This window comes from Rhodococcus sp. MS13, assembly GCF_013277835.1.
In the GTDB taxonomy this organism is placed as follows: domain Bacteria; phylum Actinomycetota; class Actinomycetes; order Mycobacteriales; family Mycobacteriaceae; genus Rhodococcus_F; species Rhodococcus_F erythropolis.
In genome coordinates, this window is sequence record NZ_VBTL01000013.1 from 1 (window position 1) to 18,815 (window position 18,815).

Here is an 18,815-nt window from a genome sequence, read left to right on the forward strand (position 1 = left end):
ATCAGTTGGTTGCGTATGTCACTGCTGCGGTGGGGTCTTCGGTTGATGTTGATGTGGTGAAGGTGGGTGTGGGGGAGCGGTTGGCGTCGTATATGGTGCCGTCGCAGTTTGTGGTGTTGGATGCGTTTCCGCTCAATGCTTCGGGGAAGTTGGATCGGAAGTTGTTGCCGGAGCCGGTGTTCGAGGTTGCGGTGTTCCGAGCTCCCTCTACCGAAGCTGAACTACTTGTCGCAAGCGTCTTTTCGGAGATTCTCGGTGTCGAGGAAATCGGGGCGGACGATAGCTTCTTCGAGTTGGGTGGCAACTCATTGGTCGCAGCGAGGGTTGCAGCTCGGCTGAGCGCAGCAGTTTCCGTGGAGGTCCCACTGCGACTCATCTTCGCGACTTCGACGGTCAGCGAACTTGCAGAACGGATTGCGCTCGGAATTCGGGTGGGCTTCGATGCGAAAACCGATGATGCACTACGAACGCTTCTGCCGCTGAGAACGACAGGGAGCGATGTGCCGTTGTTCTGTGTTCATCCACTCGTTGGACTGGCGTGGCCTTTTGCACCGTTGGCGGCAGTTGTGGACCGTTCGATTCCGCTCTATGGGTTGCAGAGCCCAGTTCTGACTGATGAGGCATTCCAGGGACGATCCCTTGATGATTACGCAGATCGCTACGTGGACGAGATCACCCGGGTTCAGCAGTCAGGCCCGTACCGAATTCTCGGTTGGTCGCTCGGCGCGATCATCGCTCAAGCGGTTGCGGCGAAGATGGAGGAGCGAGGCGAGATCGTTGAGGCGTTGATCTTGCTGGACGGTTCGCCGGAGACACGCGACGAATCAGAGCATGCTGTCCAGGTGCGCGCTGAGTTGGCTGCAATAGGGATTGTCTTCGGCGAGAACGAAAGTCTCGATGAATTGTCGGTCGAGAGGTCAGCAGAGATCTTGGCGGCTGTCGACGGAGAGAGAATCGGACTCGATGCGTCTGCGATCAAACGGTTGCTCACAAGCATTGCGATTTCGGCGAAGCTGATCAACGCCCATCGGCCGCAGTCGTTCGGGGGGCCGATCACTTTCGTGAGTTCGTTGGATCGTTCGAGCGCAAAGCAAGCCGACAAGGTTTGGGGTCCGTACGCGCACGGAGGACTGACGGATGAATTGGTCGACGTTCACCACCTGGAAATGATGTCTCCTGAAGGCGTTCGCGCTATCGGGCTGATTATTGAGCGTGTGTTGCGCGGTGGCGCCGCTGATTGATCAGCCGGCGCATACGAGCCTGGTCGGGCGATGGCCAGGCTCGTATGTTTCGCTCTTCCCGACTGGCCGTGTAGGAGGTCATGTTCGCCCGTGACAGCACACGCTTGTCGATCGGAGGTTGTCGAGTGTGCGATTTCAACTTCTGCGGCGACCTTCGCGACGTCTGAGTCAGCTATGCGCAGGGGATCGGCGTGAATTCCGGATCGAGCGCGGATTTTACGAGGTCCAACGAATGCGCATCACGGACCAGACCCGCATGCGAGGCAGTGTTGCCTGGGCAGCCATCCTGGACCCAGATGTTGTTGACAACAGAATTGGGGCCTGCGGTAAGGAACGAAGCTTCCGGAGGGGTTGAAATCTGGTCGTGAGCGGTCGCGATCACGGTATACGTAACTCCCGGTTGGGTTTCCGAGCCCGCATTGAGCTCAGCCAACAGTGGTGTCCCTTGAAGTTGTTGAACACCGGCTGGTCCCCAGATCGCCTGAACCAAGAGGTCTCCGGGAAGTCCCATATCTGACAGTTGTTTAGCGTTCGCTTGCAAGCCGCCGAAGGTCGTGCCGTGGTTGGTAGCGCCGAGGGTGACCAGAGAATGGACGGCGTTTTTCGACGGATCTTCCGGAGTCGAACCACCGTCGAACTTCAGGTACTGGCGAGCGACGACTCCCCCTTGGGAGTGGCCTACGAGATCCACCTGGCTTGCACCCGTAGAACGGCGAACTGAATCAACGAAGGTTGCAAGCTCTTTCGCTGAAGTCGCAATGTCCCTGATACCCCATTGGAGAGCATTGGGATTGAAGATTTCCCGTGCGCCTCCATAATTGAGTGCAAATACGCAATAGCCGAGATCAGCAAGTTGCGGGGAAAGTTCAGCCCATGTATCAACCATGTTCGCGGTTGTTCCGTGGATGAGAACTACCGGACGAGGATGCTCGGCGCTCGGAACGCAATTCCAGTTGTTCGAACCGGCCGGCGATGGACCCATAGTGGCGAAACCGGGGCTGGGCTCATGATCATCCGCTAGGGCGCTGACGGAGGTGCCTGACAGCAGGAAGCAAGTTCCCAGTACGACCAGCATGATCCGAATGAACCGCACCGCTACATTCCTCCCATGATGCTAAACGGTGCCTCGCGCTGGAGTTGAAGCCAGCACGAGGCACTTGAATCAGACGCCCAGAGACTGTGCGATGAATGGCCAGGACTTGTGTAGATCGTCCTGCCAGTAGCCCCATGAATGGGTACCTGTTGGACGGAAATCCACTACTGCCGGAATATTCAGTTCGAAGAGCCGCTTCGCCATGTTGGAGGTACACAGATTGGTTGCAAGCTCGATCGGGCTGCCGACAACGATCTGGTCGAACATCGCAGCGCGACCGTCCTGGATGCGCGGATTTGCAGGGGTGTCATTGGGGAAACCGGGGAGCCCGCTGCCGGTGCTCATGTAAATCTGTGTGCCACGCAGCTTCTCAGCGTTCACAAGCGGGTCGTGTTCCCGCCAACCGGGGCCGTCGAACGGACCCCACATGTTCTGTACGTCGTCAACGCCGCCGATCCACTCCGTGGTGGTCTTGACGAACTGCTGGCCAAGCGGATCGCTGGTCTGGGCACATCCGCTGAATGCGGCAACGGAGTTGTAAAAGCCTGGGTACTCGATCGCCAGGTTGAGCACAGAAGTGCCCGACATCGAGATTGCGGCAATGGACTGTTCGCCATTGCTGCCAAGTTGCTTGTTCAGCAACGGAGGGAGTTCCTTACCCAGAAAAGTGCTCCACATGTTCTTACCAAGTTTCGGGTCTTCCTTCTCCCAGTCGGTGTAGTACGACAGGCGGCCACCAACTGGCGTCGCGACGTTGACGTTCTTGTCCTGGAAGAAGTCGACGACGTCGGTCTGGTACTCCCAAGTAGCCGAATCTTGTCCACCACCGGCGCCGTTGAGCAGGTACAGGATGGGACGGGGTGCGGAGTCATCGGCAGGAGTGATGACCTGAATTGGAACAACGCGGTCCATCGACGCCGCGTATACATTCACGATCTTTTGGCGATCGTTCACTTGCTCGACTGAGACGACGTAAGAACCACTCGTGACGGACTCCACCGAATCTCCGCCGCCCTGGTGAGCGACAGGTGACGCAGTTGCGATACCGGCCGGAACCAGAGCGCACACCATCGTCACCGCGGCGACACCGGTAGCGCGCCTCCACATGGACTGCCTTGTACGCGTCAAGTTAGATACCTCTCGTTGCGTGGCACGGGTACATCGATGCTCATCCCTGGTGCCACTTGTTTCTCGAATTGTGAAGTCGGTTTGCGGTCTGTATTCGTTACGACATCGCCGCGGCGCGTCGGTATCCCCGAATCGCTGGGTAGACGAAGACGAGAATCATGCCGAAGGACCAGAGCAGCGTCTTGACGAGGGGTTCCGCCACAGGACCCCCTAGCGACAGCCCTCTCATCGTGTCGATCGCGACGGACATCGGTTGCTCTGCCACCACCGGTTGAAGCCACTTCGGGTAGGCCATCACAGGGACGAAGCCGGAATTGAAGAACATCAACAGTGTGCACGAGATGGATACGATTTCGACGAGCGGCAAGTTGTCGGAAACCGTGGCCAGGGCCGTCACCATCATGGCAAAACCGACGCCGAAAATGACGGGCAACGCCAAGATCGCAAAGGCCGCGAGCGGGCCCTGATTGAATCGGAACCCCAACAGGTAGCCGACGCCGAGAATCACGATTGACGTGAGGAGAACTCGGACTGCTTCTGCGATCATGCGTCCGACGAGGCCAGAGGCGCGGTGCGCAGGCAACGTCCAGAATCGACTCAGTAGTCCGGACGCGCGTTCACCTTTGAGACCGACCGCACTTGCAATCGACCCGAACATTGCGCCGACGAGGATGATCAGTGGAACGGTCCCGAAAATACTCGACTGGCCGGTTGCTGCCGTAATCGAATTGCCCAATACGACCCGGAACATCAGCAGCATGAATGCTGGGTAAATGAGGGCCTGAATAGCGGTCGATGGATCGCGCAGCCAGGTGAGCAACAGGCGTTTGGCCTGAATTCCACTGTGAACGACCAGCGCCTTGAACGAGTTCTCGGGGAGCGCATTGTCTGGGTAAGGGAAGTTGAACCCCTCGACCGGGCGGACTACAGCCATGAATCGATCTGTCGGCTCGCTCATGACCGCCTCATACTTGCCCAGAACGCGAGTGGCGCGAACACGACGATCAATCCGATAGTCCAGGCAACGACGGGAAAGAGGACGCTCCAGGTGACCCCGCCTTGCGCAAGATCACGCATGGCGAATGAAAACTGCGATACCGGTTGATTGCGTACAAACGGCCGAATCCATTCGGGAAAGCCAGTCTCGGGCGCAAAACCGCAGGACAACATCCCCAGAATCAACTGTGGCAATGTCAGCGCTTGACTGGTGGCCTGCGGGCTCTTCGACAGTGAGCCGATCGCATCACCGGCGAAGGACAAGCAGGTGCTGAACGCCAAGGCGACCGCGCAAAACAGGATGGCCTGTCCGATTCCTGCTGAGAATCGAAAACCGATCAAGTGGCCGAACGCCAATGCGGCAGCAAGCGAGACTGTTGATCTGACGAACCCACTGGATTGACGGGACAGCAGCGGAATCGGGCCGACGACGGGCATGGTTTTCATCCGGTTGCTGAATCCGGTGATTGATTCGGTTGACGACATCTGAGCAGCCGAGATCGATGTGAATGCCATGGCTTGCAGCACGATGATCGGCATCAAGAACTGCGCGTAGTTGATCCCTTGAAGTTGCATGACGAACTTCAGAGGAAGGTAGAACCCGATCGTGAAAATCAGCGGTGCGATGACTGCAACGAGCAGTTCATAGCGCTTCACCATCGATTTGACGGTGCGTGCCGTCAACACCCACCACTGATTGATCGCTGACGGATGTGGTCGGCGGTGCTTGCCAACGCTCAAGGCGTCAGGGACTGCAATCTTGCTGCGCGTGTCTCCACGGACAGCCACCTGATCGACCCCGAATTTGGTTGTTGTCGTCACTTTGTCCCACTTACATGCTGCTCGCCAGTGAGTGCGAGGAAGACATCATCGAGTGACGGGCGGCGAAGTGCGATGTCGGCAAGCGGTATCCGAGCATGATCGAGACGGCGCAGTGCTTCAGAGAGCGTTCCGGCGCCGACGGGCGCGGGGATAGCGATTCGGCCGCTCTCTTGTGCCAGGTCGAAGCGGAAGTCTCGGGGCACCAGATTTCCTAGAGCGTGGACCGCGTGGGCCAACTGCTTGAGGTCTGAAGGCACGATCTCGCAAAAGCTCGCGCCAGTCCGAGCCTTCAGTTGATCAGCAGTCCCCTCAGCGATAACCGCGCCTTTGTCGATGACGATGATGTTGTCGCTCAGGAGATCCGCTTCCTCGAGATACTGGGTGGTCAGGAGCACCGTGATGCCCTGCTCCTTCAAAGATTGAACCAGTGACCAGACACTCTGACGGCTTCGCGGATCGAGGCCGGTCGTCGGTTCATCGAGGAAAACCACCTCGGGGCGAACGACGAGCCCACAGGCGATGTCGATCCGTCGACGCATACCTCCCGAATAGTTCCGGACAACGCGAGATCCTGCCTCGACGAGGTCGAACTGCGAGAGTAAATCGGCGGCGCGTACCTTGGCCGACATCCTGTCGAGTCCCATCAAGCGGCCGAACAGTTCGATGTTCTCGCGGCCGGTGAGAGAATCGTCCAGGGCGGCGAACTGCCCGGTCATCATGATGGAGCGTCGAACCTCTGGAGCGTTGCGCACGACGTCATAGCCGGCCACCATCGCGCGTCCACTGGTGGGACGAATGAGCGTGGAGAGGACCTTCACCGTCGTTGTCTTGCCTGCGCCGTTGGGACCTAAGATGCCGAGCACTGTCCCACGTGGGGCGGTGAAGTTGATCCCTCGCAGCGCGTGCACGTTCTTGAAGGACTTGTGTACGTCCTCCACTAGTACCGCTGCGTCCGTGGAAAAGGGCATCAACACTCCGCTGTCTGCATTGTCGGAACGGGCACGCGCTCCCGACGGGCGCACAGATGCCTTCTGTCTTCTATCCGTGATCTCCGCTCAGATGTTACCGGAGGGTCAAACCGACACTCGGGCAATCGGACGCGTGAGAGGGGGTATTTGGCTCCTGCCAGCAACTCTCACCTTCGATTTCACCTTGTGGCAAGAATCACAAATATTCTTTGTAACGTAAAGATCTCCTCTAATTGAACGAATGACCAAATGGATTTTCAACGCATCTGCGCAGGTGGGTATTCGGTTGCGCGGACCGGAGGTCTTTGATTTGACCGGTGACGAAAGTCCCCCGATTCCTTCCGGTTGGTCCTCTGGGCCCGCTGCTCAATGTCTTGTGGGGAGATTCGCGATACCGTTGGGAAATGGCGAACGCGACGTTGTCGGTGGTTGTTCCGGCTTTTAATGAATCTGAATACATCGAAACGTGCATCGAAGCGCTCATTGCTCAAGGTGAATATGTCGACGAAATCATCGTCGTTGACAATAATTCCTCGGACAACACTTCCGAGTTGATCAAGAAGTATCAAAGTAGTTGTCCCAAGGTTCGGCTTCTCAAAGAATCCCGACCCGGGGTGGTGCATGCGAGAAACAAAGGGTTTGACGCGGCTAGTGGAGAAATTATCGGACGTATCGACGCGGATACGATCGTGGGGGAAAACTGGGCCGTTGCGGTTCACGAATTCTTCGAGCGTCGCGACGATTTCTCGGGCGTAACTGGCCTGACTTACCTTTATGAATCTCCGATCGCCGGCCTTCAGCGCCGATGGACGAATTGGCGACTCGGTCGCGGGGCCCAGGGGGCGGTTCGGCCCGTTGTTGCAGTTCCAGGCAGTAACATGGCGATGCGTCGGTCGGCTTGGTTGGCCGTTAGGGATGCGGTCAGCGATCGAACCGACATTCACGAGGATATCGATCTATCCCTCTGCATGGCGCATGTTCGTTGCGCAGTGGGGCAGATCTCGAGCATGGCCGCAAAGGTTTCGGGTAGGCGTGGAGTTAGTTCGCCGCGCGTGTATGCACGATATAATCGAGCATCGAAGAAAACCCTCGAGCATCATGGTGTATCGAATTGGAAGTTAACATTCTTGATCGCAGCGGACAGTATTCTGCATGCAATCTTGTGGCCTCTTTATCGAATGTATGACAAGAATTCCGGACAACTCTCTTCTCGGGTCTTGGGTCGGAGGCAGCGGGCGCGGGATCTTCCCGTCTTTTCTTGATAAATCCGTCCGGTATTTATTCGAGAATGCTCGTGTTTAGCTGAATAATCGGGAGTGCCCGATAATTGCGGACAATTACTGGTTCGGGTTCGTTGCGAACTATTTCTTTTATTGCACGGGATTAACTGGCAGAATATTTTTCTGCTGCGATTGTTACTTCCGGTGCAACTTGTAGCTTTTGGAGCAGGGACGTTATTCCACTGTAGTCCTGCACGAACAGTTCGTTGCGCGGTTCCAATGCGACATCATCGAGCATCTTCCGTCCTCCAGGTATGGCTTCAATTTCCATGATTGCTCGCCACGCGCCGAAGTCGGTCCCGCTGAACGCACGCATCGCGTCCTCGAAACCTTCCAATAAATAGCTGCGATCTCCACGATCCAGGGAATCCCAGACCAACACGGCTAGTTCCCCGGCAATCGAGGCATGGCAGTACTCGTCGCGAGCGTGCAACCGAATCGTCGCGCGGTTGATCGACTGCACGCCCGGGTCATCCGAGATCAGGTCGAGGTATGCGGTGATCGACACCTCGGCGACGGTCATGAACGCCAACTGTGTCAGGGCGATCTTGCGAGACCCCTCGGCTGCGTCGAGGGCTTGCGCCCGCGTGTGGACCGTCAGGACGTCTGGCAGTGCCTTGGCCGGAAGCGCCCAGCCCCTGCCTCGACGGGTCGCTGAACTGGCATTGAAGTGCATGAGCGTGTGATATTGCTCGTCGACCATCGCCTGATTGACGGCCACTGCAGCCCAATCTCCGAGTCCGACGCCGAGTCGGTCTTCGGCGAGAACGTCGAAGCCGGGATTGACGACGTACTTCTCGATGTCCATGACGTTCTTGTTGAACGCGATCCATGCCCAGGCTTGCAGGCGTTGCTTCTGCTCGGGACTCAATGCCAGGTAGGTCGGATGCTCCGCGAACGGGAGAAGTGCTTCGGGGTAGTCGGACAACGACGAATCGAAGAGATCGTCCAGTTCCGGCTCCGCCTTCTTCACGGTTGCCCGGCGCGCCCAATTGCTCGCAAGCCGACTGACGATTGCACTCTCGACCGGATCCGAGGCGTCGTACTCCGGGAGGCTGGGCGGACTCACTCCAGGTCTCATCGTTCCCTACTCTCTGTGCCCTTCGGCAATGCGATCGAACAAGCTCTGGCACTCCGCGTTCAATTCGCCGGAGTGATCGTCGAGCGCTGCCTCGGCGGTTTTCATCAGCGTCGTGAAGTCGCCGAGCGTCTCGGCCGCCGTGTCCACCTGTGAGGTGGCATCGAACAGTGCTTTTCGTGTCGCACCTGCATACGGATTGCCCGCTTGTACGTCCCAGTACACCTCCGGTTCGCCGCCGGCTATCCGCGCCAGGAGCGCGAGCAAGGTCCGATGCGGGGGAGGGGCGACCGCGAGGAGTTCGTCCGCAGAAACTCCGAGTTCCGCCAGGGCAACGCCGAAAGCCAGCACCGACGCGTGTGTCAGAACCTGGGTAGCTGCGGCCAACCGGTCGTGACGATCGGCGTCCATCACCGCGACCGACACTCCCCACGAGCGCACGACGTCGAGGAATCTGGCGGACTGCGGACCGTCGACGTACGGCACTGCGATGACGGCCCGACCGCGCGGTCCGAGCGACGGACGGAACATGGGGTTGAGTCCGAGGAACTCCCCTTCTCGGCCGGCGTCGGCGATTGCCGCGTCCATCCGCGATTTGACCGACAGTGTGTCCACAACGAGAGCGCCGGATGCTCGAAGGCTCGGTAGTGCGGCTAGAGCGACCTGTTCGGGAACGGCGAGCACGATGACGCTCGAGGACTCCACGTGTGCGAGGACCCGGTCACTGGGTTTCGTGATGTCTCCGACGACTACATCTCCGTCAGGATCGCTGCCTGCTGGGTCGACGACGGTGACCGTCGACCCCCCGGCGCGAAGCAGTTCGACGAACATGGATCCGACGGCACCCAGGCCGCCGACAACCGTCGCGGTGCCTGATGCCGCCGTCATGGCTGGATCTACCCGCCGTACTCGAGGACCCGCGAGGAAACCGCATCGAGCGCACGGAGCAGCGTGGACGCCTTGACCGTGGTCTCGTCGAATTCTTCTTCCGGATCGGACAACGCTGTGATGGCACCGCCGATTCCGAAGGTCACGCCGCTCTCGGTGCAGACCAGCGACCGGATCACGATCGAGAGGTCTGCGGCGCCACCGAGCGCGAAGTACCCGATCGATCCCGAGTAGACCCCACGTGGGCCTGATTCGAGGCGGTCGATGATCTCCATCGTCCGTACCTTCGGGGCGCCGGTCATCGATCCACCGGGGAACGCGGCACGCACACAGTCCACCGCCGACGACCCCGGACTCAGGTGTCCGCGCACCGTCGACACCATTTGGTGAACGGACGAGTACGACTCGATCGCGAACAGCCTCGGAACGTGGACACTTCCCGGAACGCAGACCTTGGTGAGGTCGTTGCGAGTGAGGTCCACGATCATCAGGTTCTCGGCGCGGTCCTTCTCGCTGTCGAGCAGGTCCTGCCGTAGCGCAGCATCACGCGCTCGGGTGACGCCGCGCGGACGGGTCCCTTTGATCGGCTTCGACTCGACGTTGCCGTCCGAGTCGACACGAAGGAACCGCTCAGGCGAGGCCGAGACCACCGAGATGCCGGTAAAGTCGAGAAGTGCGCTGTACGGCGTCGGATTGATCGAGCGCAGATACTCGAACGCCTGCTGTGCATCGATCGTCTCGTGGACGCTCGCCATGTTGGTCAGACATACCTCGTAGGACTCACCCGCCCGGATCTCCGAGAGGGCCGTTCCGATCAACGACAGGTACTGATCGCGATCATGCCGCAGGCGAGCCTGCGTCCAGACGGTGTCGCTGATCAGCGGAACCGGGGTGCGTTCCGGAAGGTCCGCGCCGATCCGCGCCAAGGTGTCGACGGTCGATTCGAGCCAATCGTCATAGCCGGCGTCCCGGACTTTCTCGCGCAACCTCAAAACGTGAGTGCGGCCGACGGTGTGATCGATGACGACGGCGCGATCGGCAAACACCAGAGCGGCATCAGGAGTGGGTGCCGGATGGACTGCCCTTCCTCCGGTCTGTGCTTTCAGTTCGTAGCCGAGGTAGCCCACGTAGCCGAGGTTGAAGTCGAGTTCCGGATGCGAGGGCACGAAGCGTGTCGCGAGTTGTGCGTCCAAGTAATCGAAGAACGGAACTCGAATGTGCTCGTCGGACAAGCCTTTTCGGCTGACAGTCAGTACCTCGGCTTGCACGTCGTACGTGATGAACTCGGCCAGCGGCCCCGACGAATCGCCGAGTATCGAAAAGCGCGCACTCGGCTCTGCGGTTGCCGCGCGGTCCAGCCAGAACGCGTTCGGGCCGTCGGCGAACAGTGCTGCATAGGCCGCCGACGGGTCCACTGCAAAATCGAGAGTCACGTCGTCGACGTCGTAGTTGATCGCCGGCCGCAGGTCGGGTGTTTGCGAAGTCGGTTCGGGTCGGATCACCGAATCCAGAGTGCGTCCGACGGACAGATCGCGGAAGTTCGCGAGCAAATCTATGCCGAACTCGGTACTGATGGACTCCGGATGGAACTGAACGCCCCACATCGGCTTGGTCCGGTGCCGGACACCCATGAGCAGTCCGTCGGACGTCCACGCGGTACGAACGAAGGCGTTCGGCAGATTCTCGACGGTCAACGAGTGGTAGCGAACAGCTCGGAACGGCGACGGAAGTCCGGCAAAGATGCCCGAGCCGTCGTGATCGATCAGCGAAATTCGGCCGTGCATCGGTACGGGCGCAACCACCACGTCCGCGCCGAACAACTCGCACAGGCCCTGGTGGCCGAGACAGACACCGAGAAGTGGGAGAGGCGCTTCTTCGATGAAACGGCGGCTGATTCCGAAATCACGGTCGCGATCCGGCCGGCCGGGACCTGGGGAGATGACCACGTTGTCGTATGACGCGAGATCGATGGAATCCCAATCCGCGTCGTTGCGGACCACGGTCGGCACAACCCCGTTGACCTCGGTCAACAGGGTGAACAGGTTGTAGGTGAACGAGTCGTAATTGTCCACCAGAAGGGTGCGGGAACTCATGTCGATGATCCTGATCTCGGTCCGACGGATTCCCGAACAGTGTCCTCCTCCTCAACAGGTGCGTTGATCACCAGGTCTTCGAGTCGACAGGTCTCGGCAATCATCAGCTCGTACAGGGCGTTGAAGAAGTCGGGGGAGAGGTCGTGTCTACGGGCGAATTCACGCGCCCGCTCCTGCACGAGGCGGACGCGGCCGGGTTGCATCATCGGAACCTCGCGGGAGCGCTTCCACTCGCCGATGCGTAGGCAGAGTTCCAGCCGCTGCCGCACCGTCTCGAGAAGTAGAGCGTCGATGGCGTCGAGGTCGCGCCGGAAGCTGTCCAATCCCTCGGCCTCGTCCGGATACGACGAGGTCTGCGTGCCTGCTTCGGAACTCGTTGTGGTCAAGAACTCTTCCACGAGGCCTCCCGGTGCTCGGCGTGACGCGAGGTCGACAATGTGGTGCCCGGAACGCAACCCACCTCCGGACACCGGCACCCCGACCGACCATCGCCGTTCGGGGAGGTGTTCCACGATCGTCATTCGCCGAAACCTGCGGTGGTGCCTAATTCTGCGAAACCTGTTTGGCGGGCGAATCAGGTTGCGATGCAGGCGGGTTCGTGAGTGCCTACTTGGGGGAGACCCAGGTGGTGATTTCGGCGTGGACTACTTCCTTGCCGCCCCGGTCGAAGATCGAGATGGGAACGAGAAGTTCCGTGCCACTCTCGATCGCCGCGAAGTCCGGCAAAGTCTCGAGTCGGGCGACCGCCCGCAGTCCGGTCTCGGCCTTGGCGAGGTAGTCGACCTTCATGGACTTGGGGATCCAGCGGTGCGAGTTCGGAACCGTCGCTTCGCTCAGCATGCCCATTGCGACCTCCGCGAGATTGCATGCTGCGATCGCGTGAAAAGTGCCGAGATGGTTGTGGACGCCCCACCATTTGGGGGAGCGGACCTCGCACAGGCCCGGTTCCAACTTGGTCACCCGGGGGAGAACGGAGGCGAAGTAGGGCACGCGAATGGACATCGCCGCCGAGAAAACTGCATGTCCGAGGGCGTTGTCCGGCAATTTCTGCCATCCGCGATAGGTGGGGCTGGAAGTAGTCATCGGACTATCTTACTTCTGAGTAAGGTTGTTGTCGCGCAGCTCACTCGGAAAGGCTGGTTCGGGGGAGTTGAGGAATCGGGCCAGGTACGGCATACTGGTCGGGTTGCCTTGTCCGGGACGCGGTCGTTTGCGGCCGTGATCGGGTAAGGGTAAGACGTCACAGACGATCGATCGCAGATCCCGTCAGGGTAATCGGGTCAACGACTGTGACCATGCAAGACATGCAAGACGAGAAGTAATGCAGGACGGAAGCAGTACCTACTTTGTGTTCGACATCGAACACGTCCGGTACGCATCACGCGCCAGATGATCGAAAGATTGTCCGGCGCAGGATGAGTGAGAAGGCGACACGCCCGACCGCGTGTACCGGAGAACAATGACAAACGAACAGCGGCAGCAGATCCTGATCTGATCCGATGCTCGGTTTACCGCTAACACGGTCTTCCGAACTTTCGGACTTGGTCCCGATCGCTTCAGTGTTCGTCGTGTCATCGTCCAGGCAAGGACTGTGCAGACGAGGTAGCTCGAGCCTGACCAGGCGGGCTACGAAACGCGGCAAGAAAAGGACACTAAGCGTGGCGGGACAAAAGATCCGCATCAGGCTCAAGGCCTACGACCACGAGGCGATCGACGCGTCAGCGCGCAAGATCGTCGAGACGGTAACCCGTACGGGTGCCCGCGTCGTTGGACCTGTGCCGTTGCCGACCGAGAAGAACGTATATTGCGTCATCCGCTCGCCGCACAAGTACAAGGACTCGCGCGAGCACTTCGAGATGCGTACTCACAAGCGGCTGATCGACATTCTCGACCCGACGCCGAAGACGGTTGACGCGCTCATGCGCATCGACCTTCCGGCCAGTGTCGACGTGAACATTCAGTGACGGCGGAGACAAAAACAATGACTGATACCAAGATCAAGGGAATCCTGGGCACCAAGCTCGGCATGACCCAGGTCTTCGACGAGAACAACCGGGTTGTCCCGGTCACCGTCGTGAAGGCTGGGCCGAACGTCGTAACCCAGATCCGTACCGAAGAGCGTGACGGCTACAGCGCCGTTCAGCTCGCGTTCGGCGCCATCGACCCGCGCAAGGTGAACAAGCCGACTTCCGGCCAGTTCACCAAGGCTGGTGTGACCCCGCGTCGCCACGTAGTGGAGCTCCGCGTTGCGGACACCTCCGACTACGAGGTCGGCCAGGAGCTCACCGCCGAGGTCTTCGAGGACGGCGCATACGTCGACGTCACCGGAACCAGCAAGGGCAAGGGCTTCGCCGGAACCATGAAGCGTCACGGCTTCAAGGGACAGGGCGCGTCGCACGGTACCCAGGCTGTTCACCGCCGCCCGGGCTCCATCGGTGGCTGTGCAACTCCCGGCCGCGTGTTCAAGGGCATGCGCATGTCCGGACGCATGGGTAGCGACCGCATCACGACGCAGAACCTCTCGGTCCACAAGGTGGATGCCGAGAACGGCCTGCTGCTGATCAAGGGTGCGATCCCCGGCCGCAAGGGCGGCCTCGTGATCGTCAAGAGTGCAGTGAAGGGTGGTGCACGGGCATGACCAGCACCGAGACCAAGTTGACCCTGGACGTCAAGGTCGCCGGCGGCAAGACCAACGGCACCGTCGATCTCCCCGCTGAGATCTTCGACGCTCCGGCCAACATCGCGCTTCTCCATCAGGTTGTCGTCGCGCAGCTCGCAGCTGCTCGTCAGGGAACCCACTCCACCAAGACCCGCGGCGACGTCCGCGGCGGTGGCAAGAAGCCGTACCGCCAGAAGGGCACCGGCCGCGCACGCCAGGGCTCGACTCGCGCACCGCAGTTCGTCGGCGGCGGAACCGTTCACGGCCCGCAGCCGCGTGACTACAGCCAGCGCACCCCCAAGAAGATGAAGGCAGCCGCTCTTCGCGGAGCCCTCTCTGACCGCGCACGCAACGAGCGCATCCACGTCATCACCGAACTGGTTGCAGGGCAGACGCCTTCGACCAAGGGCGCAATCGCGTTCCTCGGCGAGATTTCGGATCGCAAGAAGCTGCTGCTCGTCGTGGGTCGCCAGGATGTAGCCGCTTGGAAGAGCGTGCAGAACCTGGAAGGCGTGCATCCCATTGCACCCGACCAGCTCAACACCTACGACGTGCTCAATGCAGACGATGTCGTGTTCAGCGTCGAGGCACTCAACGCGTTCATCCACGGGCCCGCAGAGAGCGCTCAGAACAAGGAGGACGCCAAGTGAGCACCATCGCTGACCCCCGCGACATCCTGCTCGCTCCGGTCATCTCCGAGAAGTCCTACGGACTGATCGAGGAAGGCACCTACACCTTCCTGGTGCACCCGGACTCGAACAAGACGCAGATCAAGATTGCCGTCGAGAAGGTCTTCGGCGTCAAGGTGACCAGCGTCAACACCGCCAACCGTCAGGGCAAGCGTAAGCGGACCCGATTCGGTTACGGCAAGCGCAAGGACACCAAGCGCGCGCTCGTGACCCTGTCCGCTGACAGCAAGCCCATCGAGATCTTCGGAGGACCGGTCGCGTAAGCGCCGGGACTTGACGAGACATAGAGGACGAGAAGACTCATGGCAATCCGTAAGTACAAGCCGACAACACCGGGCCGTCGTGGCTCGAGCGTCTCGGACTTCGCCGAGATCACTCGGTCAACCCCCGAGAAGTCGCTGGTTCGCCCGCTGCACGGTCGCGGTGGACGTAACGCACACGGTCGTATCACCACCCGTCACAAGGGTGGCGGACACAAGCGTGCATACCGACTGATCGATTTCCGTCGCAACGACAAGGACGGCATCCCGGCAAAGGTCGCTCACATCGAGTACGACCCCAACCGCACAGCAAACATCGCACTCCTGCATTACGCAGACGGTGAGAAGCGCTACATCATCGCCCCCAAGGGCCTGGTGCAGGGTTCACCGGTCGAGTCCGGTGCAGGCGCCGACATCAAGCCGGGCAACAACCTGCCGCTGCGCAACATCCCGACTGGTACCACCATCCACGGTGTGGAACTGCGTCCCGGCGGCGGAGCCAAGATGGCTCGTTCCGCAGGCGCCAGCATCCAACTCCTCGGTAAGGAAGGCAGCTACGCCACGCTGCGTATGCCTTCCGGTGAAATCCGTCGCGTCGACGTGCGCTGCCGCGCATCCGTCGGCGAGGTCGGCAACGCCGAGCAGTCGAACATCAACTGGGGCAAGGCCGGCCGTATGCGTTGGAAGGGCAAGCGCCCGACCGTTCGTGGTGTCGTGATGAACCCGGTCGACCACCCGCACGGTGGCGGCGAGGGCAAGACCTCAGGTGGACGCCACCCGGTCAGCCCGTGGGGTAAGCCTGAAGGCCGTACCCGCAAGAACAAGGCAAGCGACAAGATGATCGTCCGTCGCCGCCGCACCGGCAAGAACAAGCGCTAGGAGGGAGTGAAGGATGCCACGCAGCCTTAAGAAGGGCCCGTTCGTCGATGACCACCTCCTCGCGAAGGTGGATGTACAGAACGAAAAGGGAACGAAGCAGGTCATCAAGACCTGGTCCCGTCGTTCGACAATCATCCCGGACTTCATCGGCCACACGTTTGCAGTTCACGACGGCCGCAAGCACGTCCCCGTGTTCGTTTCCGACTCCATGGTCGGACACAAGCTCGGAGAGTTTGCACCGACCCGCACGTTCAAGGGTCACATCAAGGATGATCGGAAGGCGAAGAGGCGATGAGCAACACCGAAACCGCCAACCCGACTGCCAAGGCTGTAGCGAAGCACGTTCGCGTTACGCCGATGAAGGCACGTCGAGTTGTGGACCTGGTCCGCGGGCGCTCGGTTGAAGACGCCCTGAACATCCTGAAGTTCGCGCCGCAGGCAGCGAGCGAGCCGGTCGCCAAGGTGATCGCCTCCGCAGCAGCCAACGCCGAGAACAACCTCGACCTCGACCCCAGCACGCTTGTCGTTGCTACGGCGTTCGTGGACGAGGGCGCGACCCTCAAGCGGTTCCAGCCGCGTGCACAGGGACGTGCGTTCCGTATTCGCAAGCGCACCAGTCACATCACCGTGATCGTGGAGAGCCTGCCGAAGACCGGAACATCGACCCGTAATCGCCGGAAGGGAAGTGCTCAGTAGTGGGCCAGAAAATCAACCCGCACGGCTTCCGTCTCGGCATCACCACCGACTGGAAGTCTCGCTGGTACGCAGACAAGCAGTACGCGGAGTACGTCAAGGAAGACGTCGCGATCCGTAAGCTCCTCGCCACCGGCATGGAGCGCGCAGGAATCGCGAAGGTCGAAATCGAGCGCACCCGTGACCGTGTTCGCGTGGACATCCACACTGCACGTCCGGGCATCGTCATCGGCCGCCGCGGCGCCGAAGCCGATCGCATCCGCTCCGAGCTCGAGAAGCTGACCGGCAAGCAGGTTCAGCTGAACATCCTCGAGGTCAAGAACGCAGAAGCTGAAGCACAGCTCGTCGCACAGGGTGTGGCCGAGCAGCTCTCGAACCGCGTTGCCTTCCGTCGTGCAATGCGCAAGGCCATCCAGTCGGCCATGCGTCAGCCCAACGTCAAGGGAATCCGCGTTCAGTGCTCCGGTCGTCTCGGCGGCGCCGAGATGTCCCGGTCGGAGTTCTACCGCGAAGGCCGTGTGCCGCTGCACACGCTTCGTGCGGACATCGACTACGGCCTCTACGAGGCCAAGACCACCTTCGGTCGCATCGGCGTCAAGGTCTGGATCTACAAGGGCGACATCGTCGGTGGCAAGCGTGAGCTCGCCGCCAACACGGCCGCACCGGCCGGGGATCGCCCGCGTCGTGAGCGTCCGAGCCGTCCGCGTCGTTCCGGTGCCACCGGTACCACTGCGACCAGCACCGAGGCCGGCCGCGCAGCGACCGCAACCGCCGATGCTCCCGCAACTGAACAGAATCAGGAGGGCTGACGCATGTTGATCCCACGGCGGGTCAAGCACCGCAAGCAGCACCACCCGAGCCGTTCGGGTGCCGCCAAGGGCGGTACCCAGGTGACCTTCGGTGACTACGGCATCCAGGCTCTCGAGCCTGCCTACATCACCAACCGGCAGATCGAGTCCGCTCGTATCGCCATGACTCGGCACATCAAGCGTGGCGGCAAGATCTGGATCAACATCTTCCCGGATCGCCCCCTCACGAAGAAGCCGGCCGAAACCCGAATGGGTTCCGGTAAGGGTTCGCCCGAGTGGTGGATTGCCAACGTCAAGCCCGGACGCGTTCTGTTCGAGATGACATACCCCAACGAGGAGATTGCTCGTGAGGCCCTGCGCCGCGCGATGCACAAGCTCCCGTGCAAGTGCCGGATCGTGACCAGAGAGGAGCAGTTCTGATGGCTACTGGAACCCCAGCAGCAGAGCTCCGCGAGCTCAGTGAAGACGAGCTGGTCACCCGGCTCCGTGAGTCGAAGGAAGAGCTTTTCAACCTTCGTTTCCAGATGGCTACCGGCCAGATGGACAACAACCGACGACTGCGCACCGTTCGTCACGAGATCGCGCGCATCTACACCGTCCTGCGTGAGCGTGAGCTCGGACTCGCTGTGGGTCCGGATGCAGGTGACGCGGCATGAGTGAGGAAAAAGCAGTGAGCACAGAAGAGCGCGCGAGCCGTAAGGTCCGTGTCGGATACGTCGTGTCCGACAAGATGGAAAAGACGATCGTGGTCGAGCTCGAAGACCGCGTCAAGCACAAGCTCTACGGCAAGATCATCCGCCGTACGACCAAGGTGAAGGCGCACGACGAGAACGGCGTTGCCGGCGTCGGCGACCGCGTTCAGCTGATGGAAACCCGTCCGCTGTCCGCGACGAAGCACTGGCGTCTGGTCGAGGTCCTCGAAAAGGCCAAGTAAGCCTGATCGAATCCTCGAGCTGATCGAGTATCACCGAATGGCCCGCTTCCCCTTGGGGGAGTGGGCCATTCGGCTTTCCGGGGGCTTTCCGGGGGCTTTCGGGGCTTTCCGGGCGAAGGGTTCGAGTTGCGTCGAGTACGGCTGATTTGGTATTCGGTGAACCCTTCCCTACAATAGAACGGTTGCCTGTGGCAGAGGTGTGTCTTCACGTGCGCAGCTCGAACGGTGCTTGCAGTGATCGTCTCCCGACGTCAGTCGGTGGGACTGCAGCTCAGACACGACGCAGGTGGCAACAATGACCGCGC

Annotated in this window: 23 protein-coding genes; 13 read left to right on the plus strand and 10 right to left on the minus strand. The window is 60.4% G+C overall.

Annotated features, from left to right (window positions below; genetic code table 11):
* On the plus strand, window positions 1–1,241 hold a 1,241-nt coding region (locus tag FEZ59_RS25640), incomplete at its 5' end, for an alpha/beta fold hydrolase (protein ID WP_242459940.1).
* Window positions 1,242–1,413: 172 nt separating this feature from the next.
* Here the strand turns inward: FEZ59_RS25640 and FEZ59_RS25645 are convergent.
* From FEZ59_RS25645 to FEZ59_RS25665, 5 genes are all read right to left on the minus strand, one after another.
* Window positions 1,414–2,316, minus strand: coding sequence for an alpha/beta fold hydrolase (locus FEZ59_RS25645; RefSeq protein WP_046378249.1), 903 nt, complete (start codon window positions 2,314–2,316; stop codon window positions 1,414–1,416).
* Window positions 2,317–2,403: 87 nt separating this feature from the next.
* The gene (locus tag FEZ59_RS25650; RefSeq protein ID WP_020906886.1) at window positions 2,404–3,441 is read right to left on the minus strand and encodes an alpha/beta hydrolase family protein; all 1,038 of its coding nucleotides are present in this window, start codon (window positions 3,439–3,441) and stop codon (window positions 2,404–2,406) included.
* 118 nt (window positions 3,442–3,559) lie between these two features.
* Window positions 3,560–4,420 carry an ABC transporter permease gene (locus tag FEZ59_RS25655; protein ID WP_029254908.1) on the minus strand — a complete coding sequence of 287 codons (861 nt, stop codon included), beginning with the start codon at window positions 4,418–4,420 and terminating at the stop codon, window positions 3,560–3,562.
* Entirely contained in the window at window positions 4,417–5,280 is an 864-nt protein-coding gene (locus FEZ59_RS25660; protein WP_020906888.1) for an ABC transporter permease, read from the minus strand. Before FEZ59_RS25660 ends, FEZ59_RS25655 begins: the two co-directional genes overlap by 4 nt.
* Window positions 5,277–6,248, minus strand: a complete 972-nt coding sequence (locus FEZ59_RS25665; protein ID WP_029254910.1) for an ATP-binding cassette domain-containing protein — start codon at window positions 6,246–6,248, stop codon at window positions 5,277–5,279. Before FEZ59_RS25665 ends, FEZ59_RS25660 begins: the two co-directional genes overlap by 4 nt.
* A 404-nt stretch (window positions 6,249–6,652) precedes the next feature.
* On the opposite strand from FEZ59_RS25665, the gene FEZ59_RS25670 reads away from it, so the two are divergent.
* On the plus strand, window positions 6,653–7,510 hold the full coding sequence (locus tag FEZ59_RS25670) for a glycosyltransferase family 2 protein (RefSeq protein ID WP_020906890.1): 858 nt from the start codon (window positions 6,653–6,655) through the stop codon (window positions 7,508–7,510).
* Between the two features lie 121 nt (window positions 7,511–7,631).
* Here the strand turns inward: FEZ59_RS25670 and FEZ59_RS25675 are convergent, their stop codons facing one another.
* The 5 genes from FEZ59_RS25675 to FEZ59_RS25695 form a co-directional block, all read right to left on the minus strand.
* A complete protein-coding gene (locus tag FEZ59_RS25675; RefSeq protein ID WP_029254911.1) occupies window positions 7,632–8,609 on the minus strand; it encodes a diiron oxygenase in 978 nt (325 codons plus the stop codon).
* A gap of 6 nt (window positions 8,610–8,615) precedes the next feature.
* Window positions 8,616–9,494, minus strand: coding sequence for a prephenate dehydrogenase dimerization domain-containing protein (locus FEZ59_RS25680; protein ID WP_172933399.1), 879 nt, complete (start codon window positions 9,492–9,494; stop codon window positions 8,616–8,618).
* Window positions 9,495–9,502: 8 nt separating this feature from the next.
* Window positions 9,503–11,587 carry an aminodeoxychorismate synthase component I gene (gene pabB, locus FEZ59_RS25685; RefSeq protein ID WP_172933400.1) on the minus strand — a complete coding sequence of 695 codons (2,085 nt, stop codon included), beginning with the start codon at window positions 11,585–11,587 and terminating at the stop codon, window positions 9,503–9,505.
* Window positions 11,584–12,108 (minus strand): chorismate mutase family protein, encoded by a 525-nt coding sequence (locus FEZ59_RS25690; protein ID WP_019747551.1) that lies wholly within the window; start codon window positions 12,106–12,108, stop codon window positions 11,584–11,586. The genes pabB and FEZ59_RS25690 overlap by 4 nt, the downstream gene beginning before the upstream one ends.
* Before the next feature lie 85 nt (window positions 12,109–12,193).
* Window positions 12,194–12,670: a hotdog fold domain-containing protein gene (locus tag FEZ59_RS25695; RefSeq protein ID WP_003940943.1), complete on the minus strand. Its 477-nt coding sequence runs from the start codon at window positions 12,668–12,670 to the stop codon at window positions 12,194–12,196.
* A gap of 575 nt (window positions 12,671–13,245) precedes the next feature.
* Between FEZ59_RS25695 and rpsJ the strand changes: the two genes are divergently transcribed.
* The 11 genes from rpsJ to rpsQ are packed head-to-tail and all read left to right on the plus strand — an operon-like array spanning window position 13,246 to window position 18,510.
* A complete protein-coding gene (gene rpsJ / locus FEZ59_RS25700; RefSeq protein ID WP_003938093.1) occupies window positions 13,246–13,551 on the plus strand; it encodes a 30S ribosomal protein S10 in 306 nt (101 codons plus the stop codon).
* A gap of 17 nt (window positions 13,552–13,568) precedes the next feature.
* Window positions 13,569–14,225, plus strand: a complete 657-nt coding sequence (gene rplC, locus FEZ59_RS25705; RefSeq protein ID WP_003940826.1) for a 50S ribosomal protein L3 — start codon at window positions 13,569–13,571, stop codon at window positions 14,223–14,225.
* Window positions 14,222–14,896 carry a 50S ribosomal protein L4 gene (gene rplD / locus FEZ59_RS25710; RefSeq protein WP_003940723.1) on the plus strand — a complete coding sequence of 225 codons (675 nt, stop codon included), beginning with the start codon at window positions 14,222–14,224 and terminating at the stop codon, window positions 14,894–14,896. Before rplC ends, rplD begins: the two co-directional genes overlap by 4 nt.
* The gene (rplW, locus tag FEZ59_RS25715; RefSeq protein WP_003940990.1) at window positions 14,893–15,198 is read left to right on the plus strand and encodes a 50S ribosomal protein L23; all 306 of its coding nucleotides are present in this window, start codon (window positions 14,893–14,895) and stop codon (window positions 15,196–15,198) included. Before rplD ends, rplW begins: the two co-directional genes overlap by 4 nt.
* A 39-nt stretch (window positions 15,199–15,237) precedes the next feature.
* Window positions 15,238–16,074 (plus strand): 50S ribosomal protein L2, encoded by an 837-nt coding sequence (gene rplB, locus FEZ59_RS25720; RefSeq protein ID WP_003940895.1) that lies wholly within the window; start codon window positions 15,238–15,240, stop codon window positions 16,072–16,074.
* Window positions 16,075–16,087: 13 nt separating this feature from the next.
* Entirely contained in the window at window positions 16,088–16,369 is a 282-nt protein-coding gene (rpsS, locus tag FEZ59_RS25725; RefSeq protein WP_003940820.1) for a 30S ribosomal protein S19, read from the plus strand.
* Window positions 16,366–16,770 carry a 50S ribosomal protein L22 gene (gene rplV / locus FEZ59_RS25730; protein WP_003940717.1) on the plus strand — a complete coding sequence of 135 codons (405 nt, stop codon included), beginning with the start codon at window positions 16,366–16,368 and terminating at the stop codon, window positions 16,768–16,770. The genes rpsS and rplV overlap by 4 nt, the downstream gene beginning before the upstream one ends.
* A complete protein-coding gene (rpsC, locus tag FEZ59_RS25735) occupies window positions 16,770–17,576 on the plus strand; it encodes a 30S ribosomal protein S3 (RefSeq protein ID WP_003941003.1) in 807 nt (268 codons plus the stop codon). Before rplV ends, rpsC begins: the two co-directional genes overlap by 1 nt.
* A 3-nt stretch (window positions 17,577–17,579) precedes the next feature.
* Window positions 17,580–17,996, plus strand: a complete 417-nt coding sequence (gene rplP / locus FEZ59_RS25740; protein WP_003940899.1) for a 50S ribosomal protein L16 — start codon at window positions 17,580–17,582, stop codon at window positions 17,994–17,996.
* Complete coding sequence (rpmC, locus tag FEZ59_RS25745; protein WP_003940734.1) at window positions 17,996–18,232, plus strand: 50S ribosomal protein L29; 237 nt, start codon at window positions 17,996–17,998, stop codon at window positions 18,230–18,232. Before rplP ends, rpmC begins: the two co-directional genes overlap by 1 nt.
* Window positions 18,229–18,510, plus strand: a complete 282-nt coding sequence (rpsQ, locus tag FEZ59_RS25750; protein ID WP_003941020.1) for a 30S ribosomal protein S17 — start codon at window positions 18,229–18,231, stop codon at window positions 18,508–18,510. Before rpmC ends, rpsQ begins: the two co-directional genes overlap by 4 nt.
* The last annotated feature ends 305 nt before the right edge of the window (window positions 18,511–18,815 follow it).

What these genes read in the sequence shown, in the direction of transcription:
- rplD (WP_003940723.1), top strand. Translation starts at nt 14,222, where the DNA reads ATGACCAGCACCGAGACCAAGTTGACCCTGGACGTCAAGGTCGCCGGC.
- FEZ59_RS25645 (WP_046378249.1), bottom strand. Translation starts at nt 2,316, where the DNA reads ATGCTGGTCGTACTGGGAACTTGCTTCCTGCTGTCAGGCACCTCCGTC.
- pabB (WP_172933400.1), bottom strand. Translation starts at nt 11,587, where the DNA reads ATGAGTTCCCGCACCCTTCTGGTGGACAATTACGACTCGTTCACCTAC.
- FEZ59_RS25650 (WP_020906886.1), bottom strand. Translation starts at nt 3,441, where the DNA reads ATGTGGAGGCGCGCTACCGGTGTCGCCGCGGTGACGATGGTGTGCGCT.
- rplC (WP_003940826.1), top strand. Translation starts at nt 13,569, where the DNA reads ATGACTGATACCAAGATCAAGGGAATCCTGGGCACCAAGCTCGGCATG.
- FEZ59_RS25695 (WP_003940943.1), bottom strand. Translation starts at nt 12,670, where the DNA reads ATGACTACTTCCAGCCCCACCTATCGCGGATGGCAGAAATTGCCGGAC.
- FEZ59_RS25675 (WP_029254911.1), bottom strand. Translation starts at nt 8,609, where the DNA reads ATGAGACCTGGAGTGAGTCCGCCCAGCCTCCCGGAGTACGACGCCTCG.
- rpmC (WP_003940734.1), top strand. Translation starts at nt 17,996, where the DNA reads ATGGCTACTGGAACCCCAGCAGCAGAGCTCCGCGAGCTCAGTGAAGAC.
- rplP (WP_003940899.1), top strand. Translation starts at nt 17,580, where the DNA reads ATGTTGATCCCACGGCGGGTCAAGCACCGCAAGCAGCACCACCCGAGC.
- FEZ59_RS25655 (WP_029254908.1), bottom strand. Translation starts at nt 4,420, where the DNA reads ATGAGCGAGCCGACAGATCGATTCATGGCTGTAGTCCGCCCGGTCGAG.
- rplV (WP_003940717.1), top strand. Translation starts at nt 16,366, where the DNA reads ATGAGCAACACCGAAACCGCCAACCCGACTGCCAAGGCTGTAGCGAAG.
- rpsS (WP_003940820.1), top strand. Translation starts at nt 16,088, where the DNA reads ATGCCACGCAGCCTTAAGAAGGGCCCGTTCGTCGATGACCACCTCCTC.
- FEZ59_RS25670 (WP_020906890.1), top strand. Translation starts at nt 6,653, where the DNA reads ATGGCGAACGCGACGTTGTCGGTGGTTGTTCCGGCTTTTAATGAATCT.
- rplB (WP_003940895.1), top strand. Translation starts at nt 15,238, where the DNA reads ATGGCAATCCGTAAGTACAAGCCGACAACACCGGGCCGTCGTGGCTCG.
- FEZ59_RS25680 (WP_172933399.1), bottom strand. Translation starts at nt 9,494, where the DNA reads ATGACGGCGGCATCAGGCACCGCGACGGTTGTCGGCGGCCTGGGTGCC.
- FEZ59_RS25665 (WP_029254910.1), bottom strand. Translation starts at nt 6,248, where the DNA reads ATGCCCTTTTCCACGGACGCAGCGGTACTAGTGGAGGACGTACACAAG.
- rpsQ (WP_003941020.1), top strand. Translation starts at nt 18,229, where the DNA reads ATGAGTGAGGAAAAAGCAGTGAGCACAGAAGAGCGCGCGAGCCGTAAG.
- FEZ59_RS25690 (WP_019747551.1), bottom strand. Translation starts at nt 12,108, where the DNA reads ATGACGATCGTGGAACACCTCCCCGAACGGCGATGGTCGGTCGGGGTG.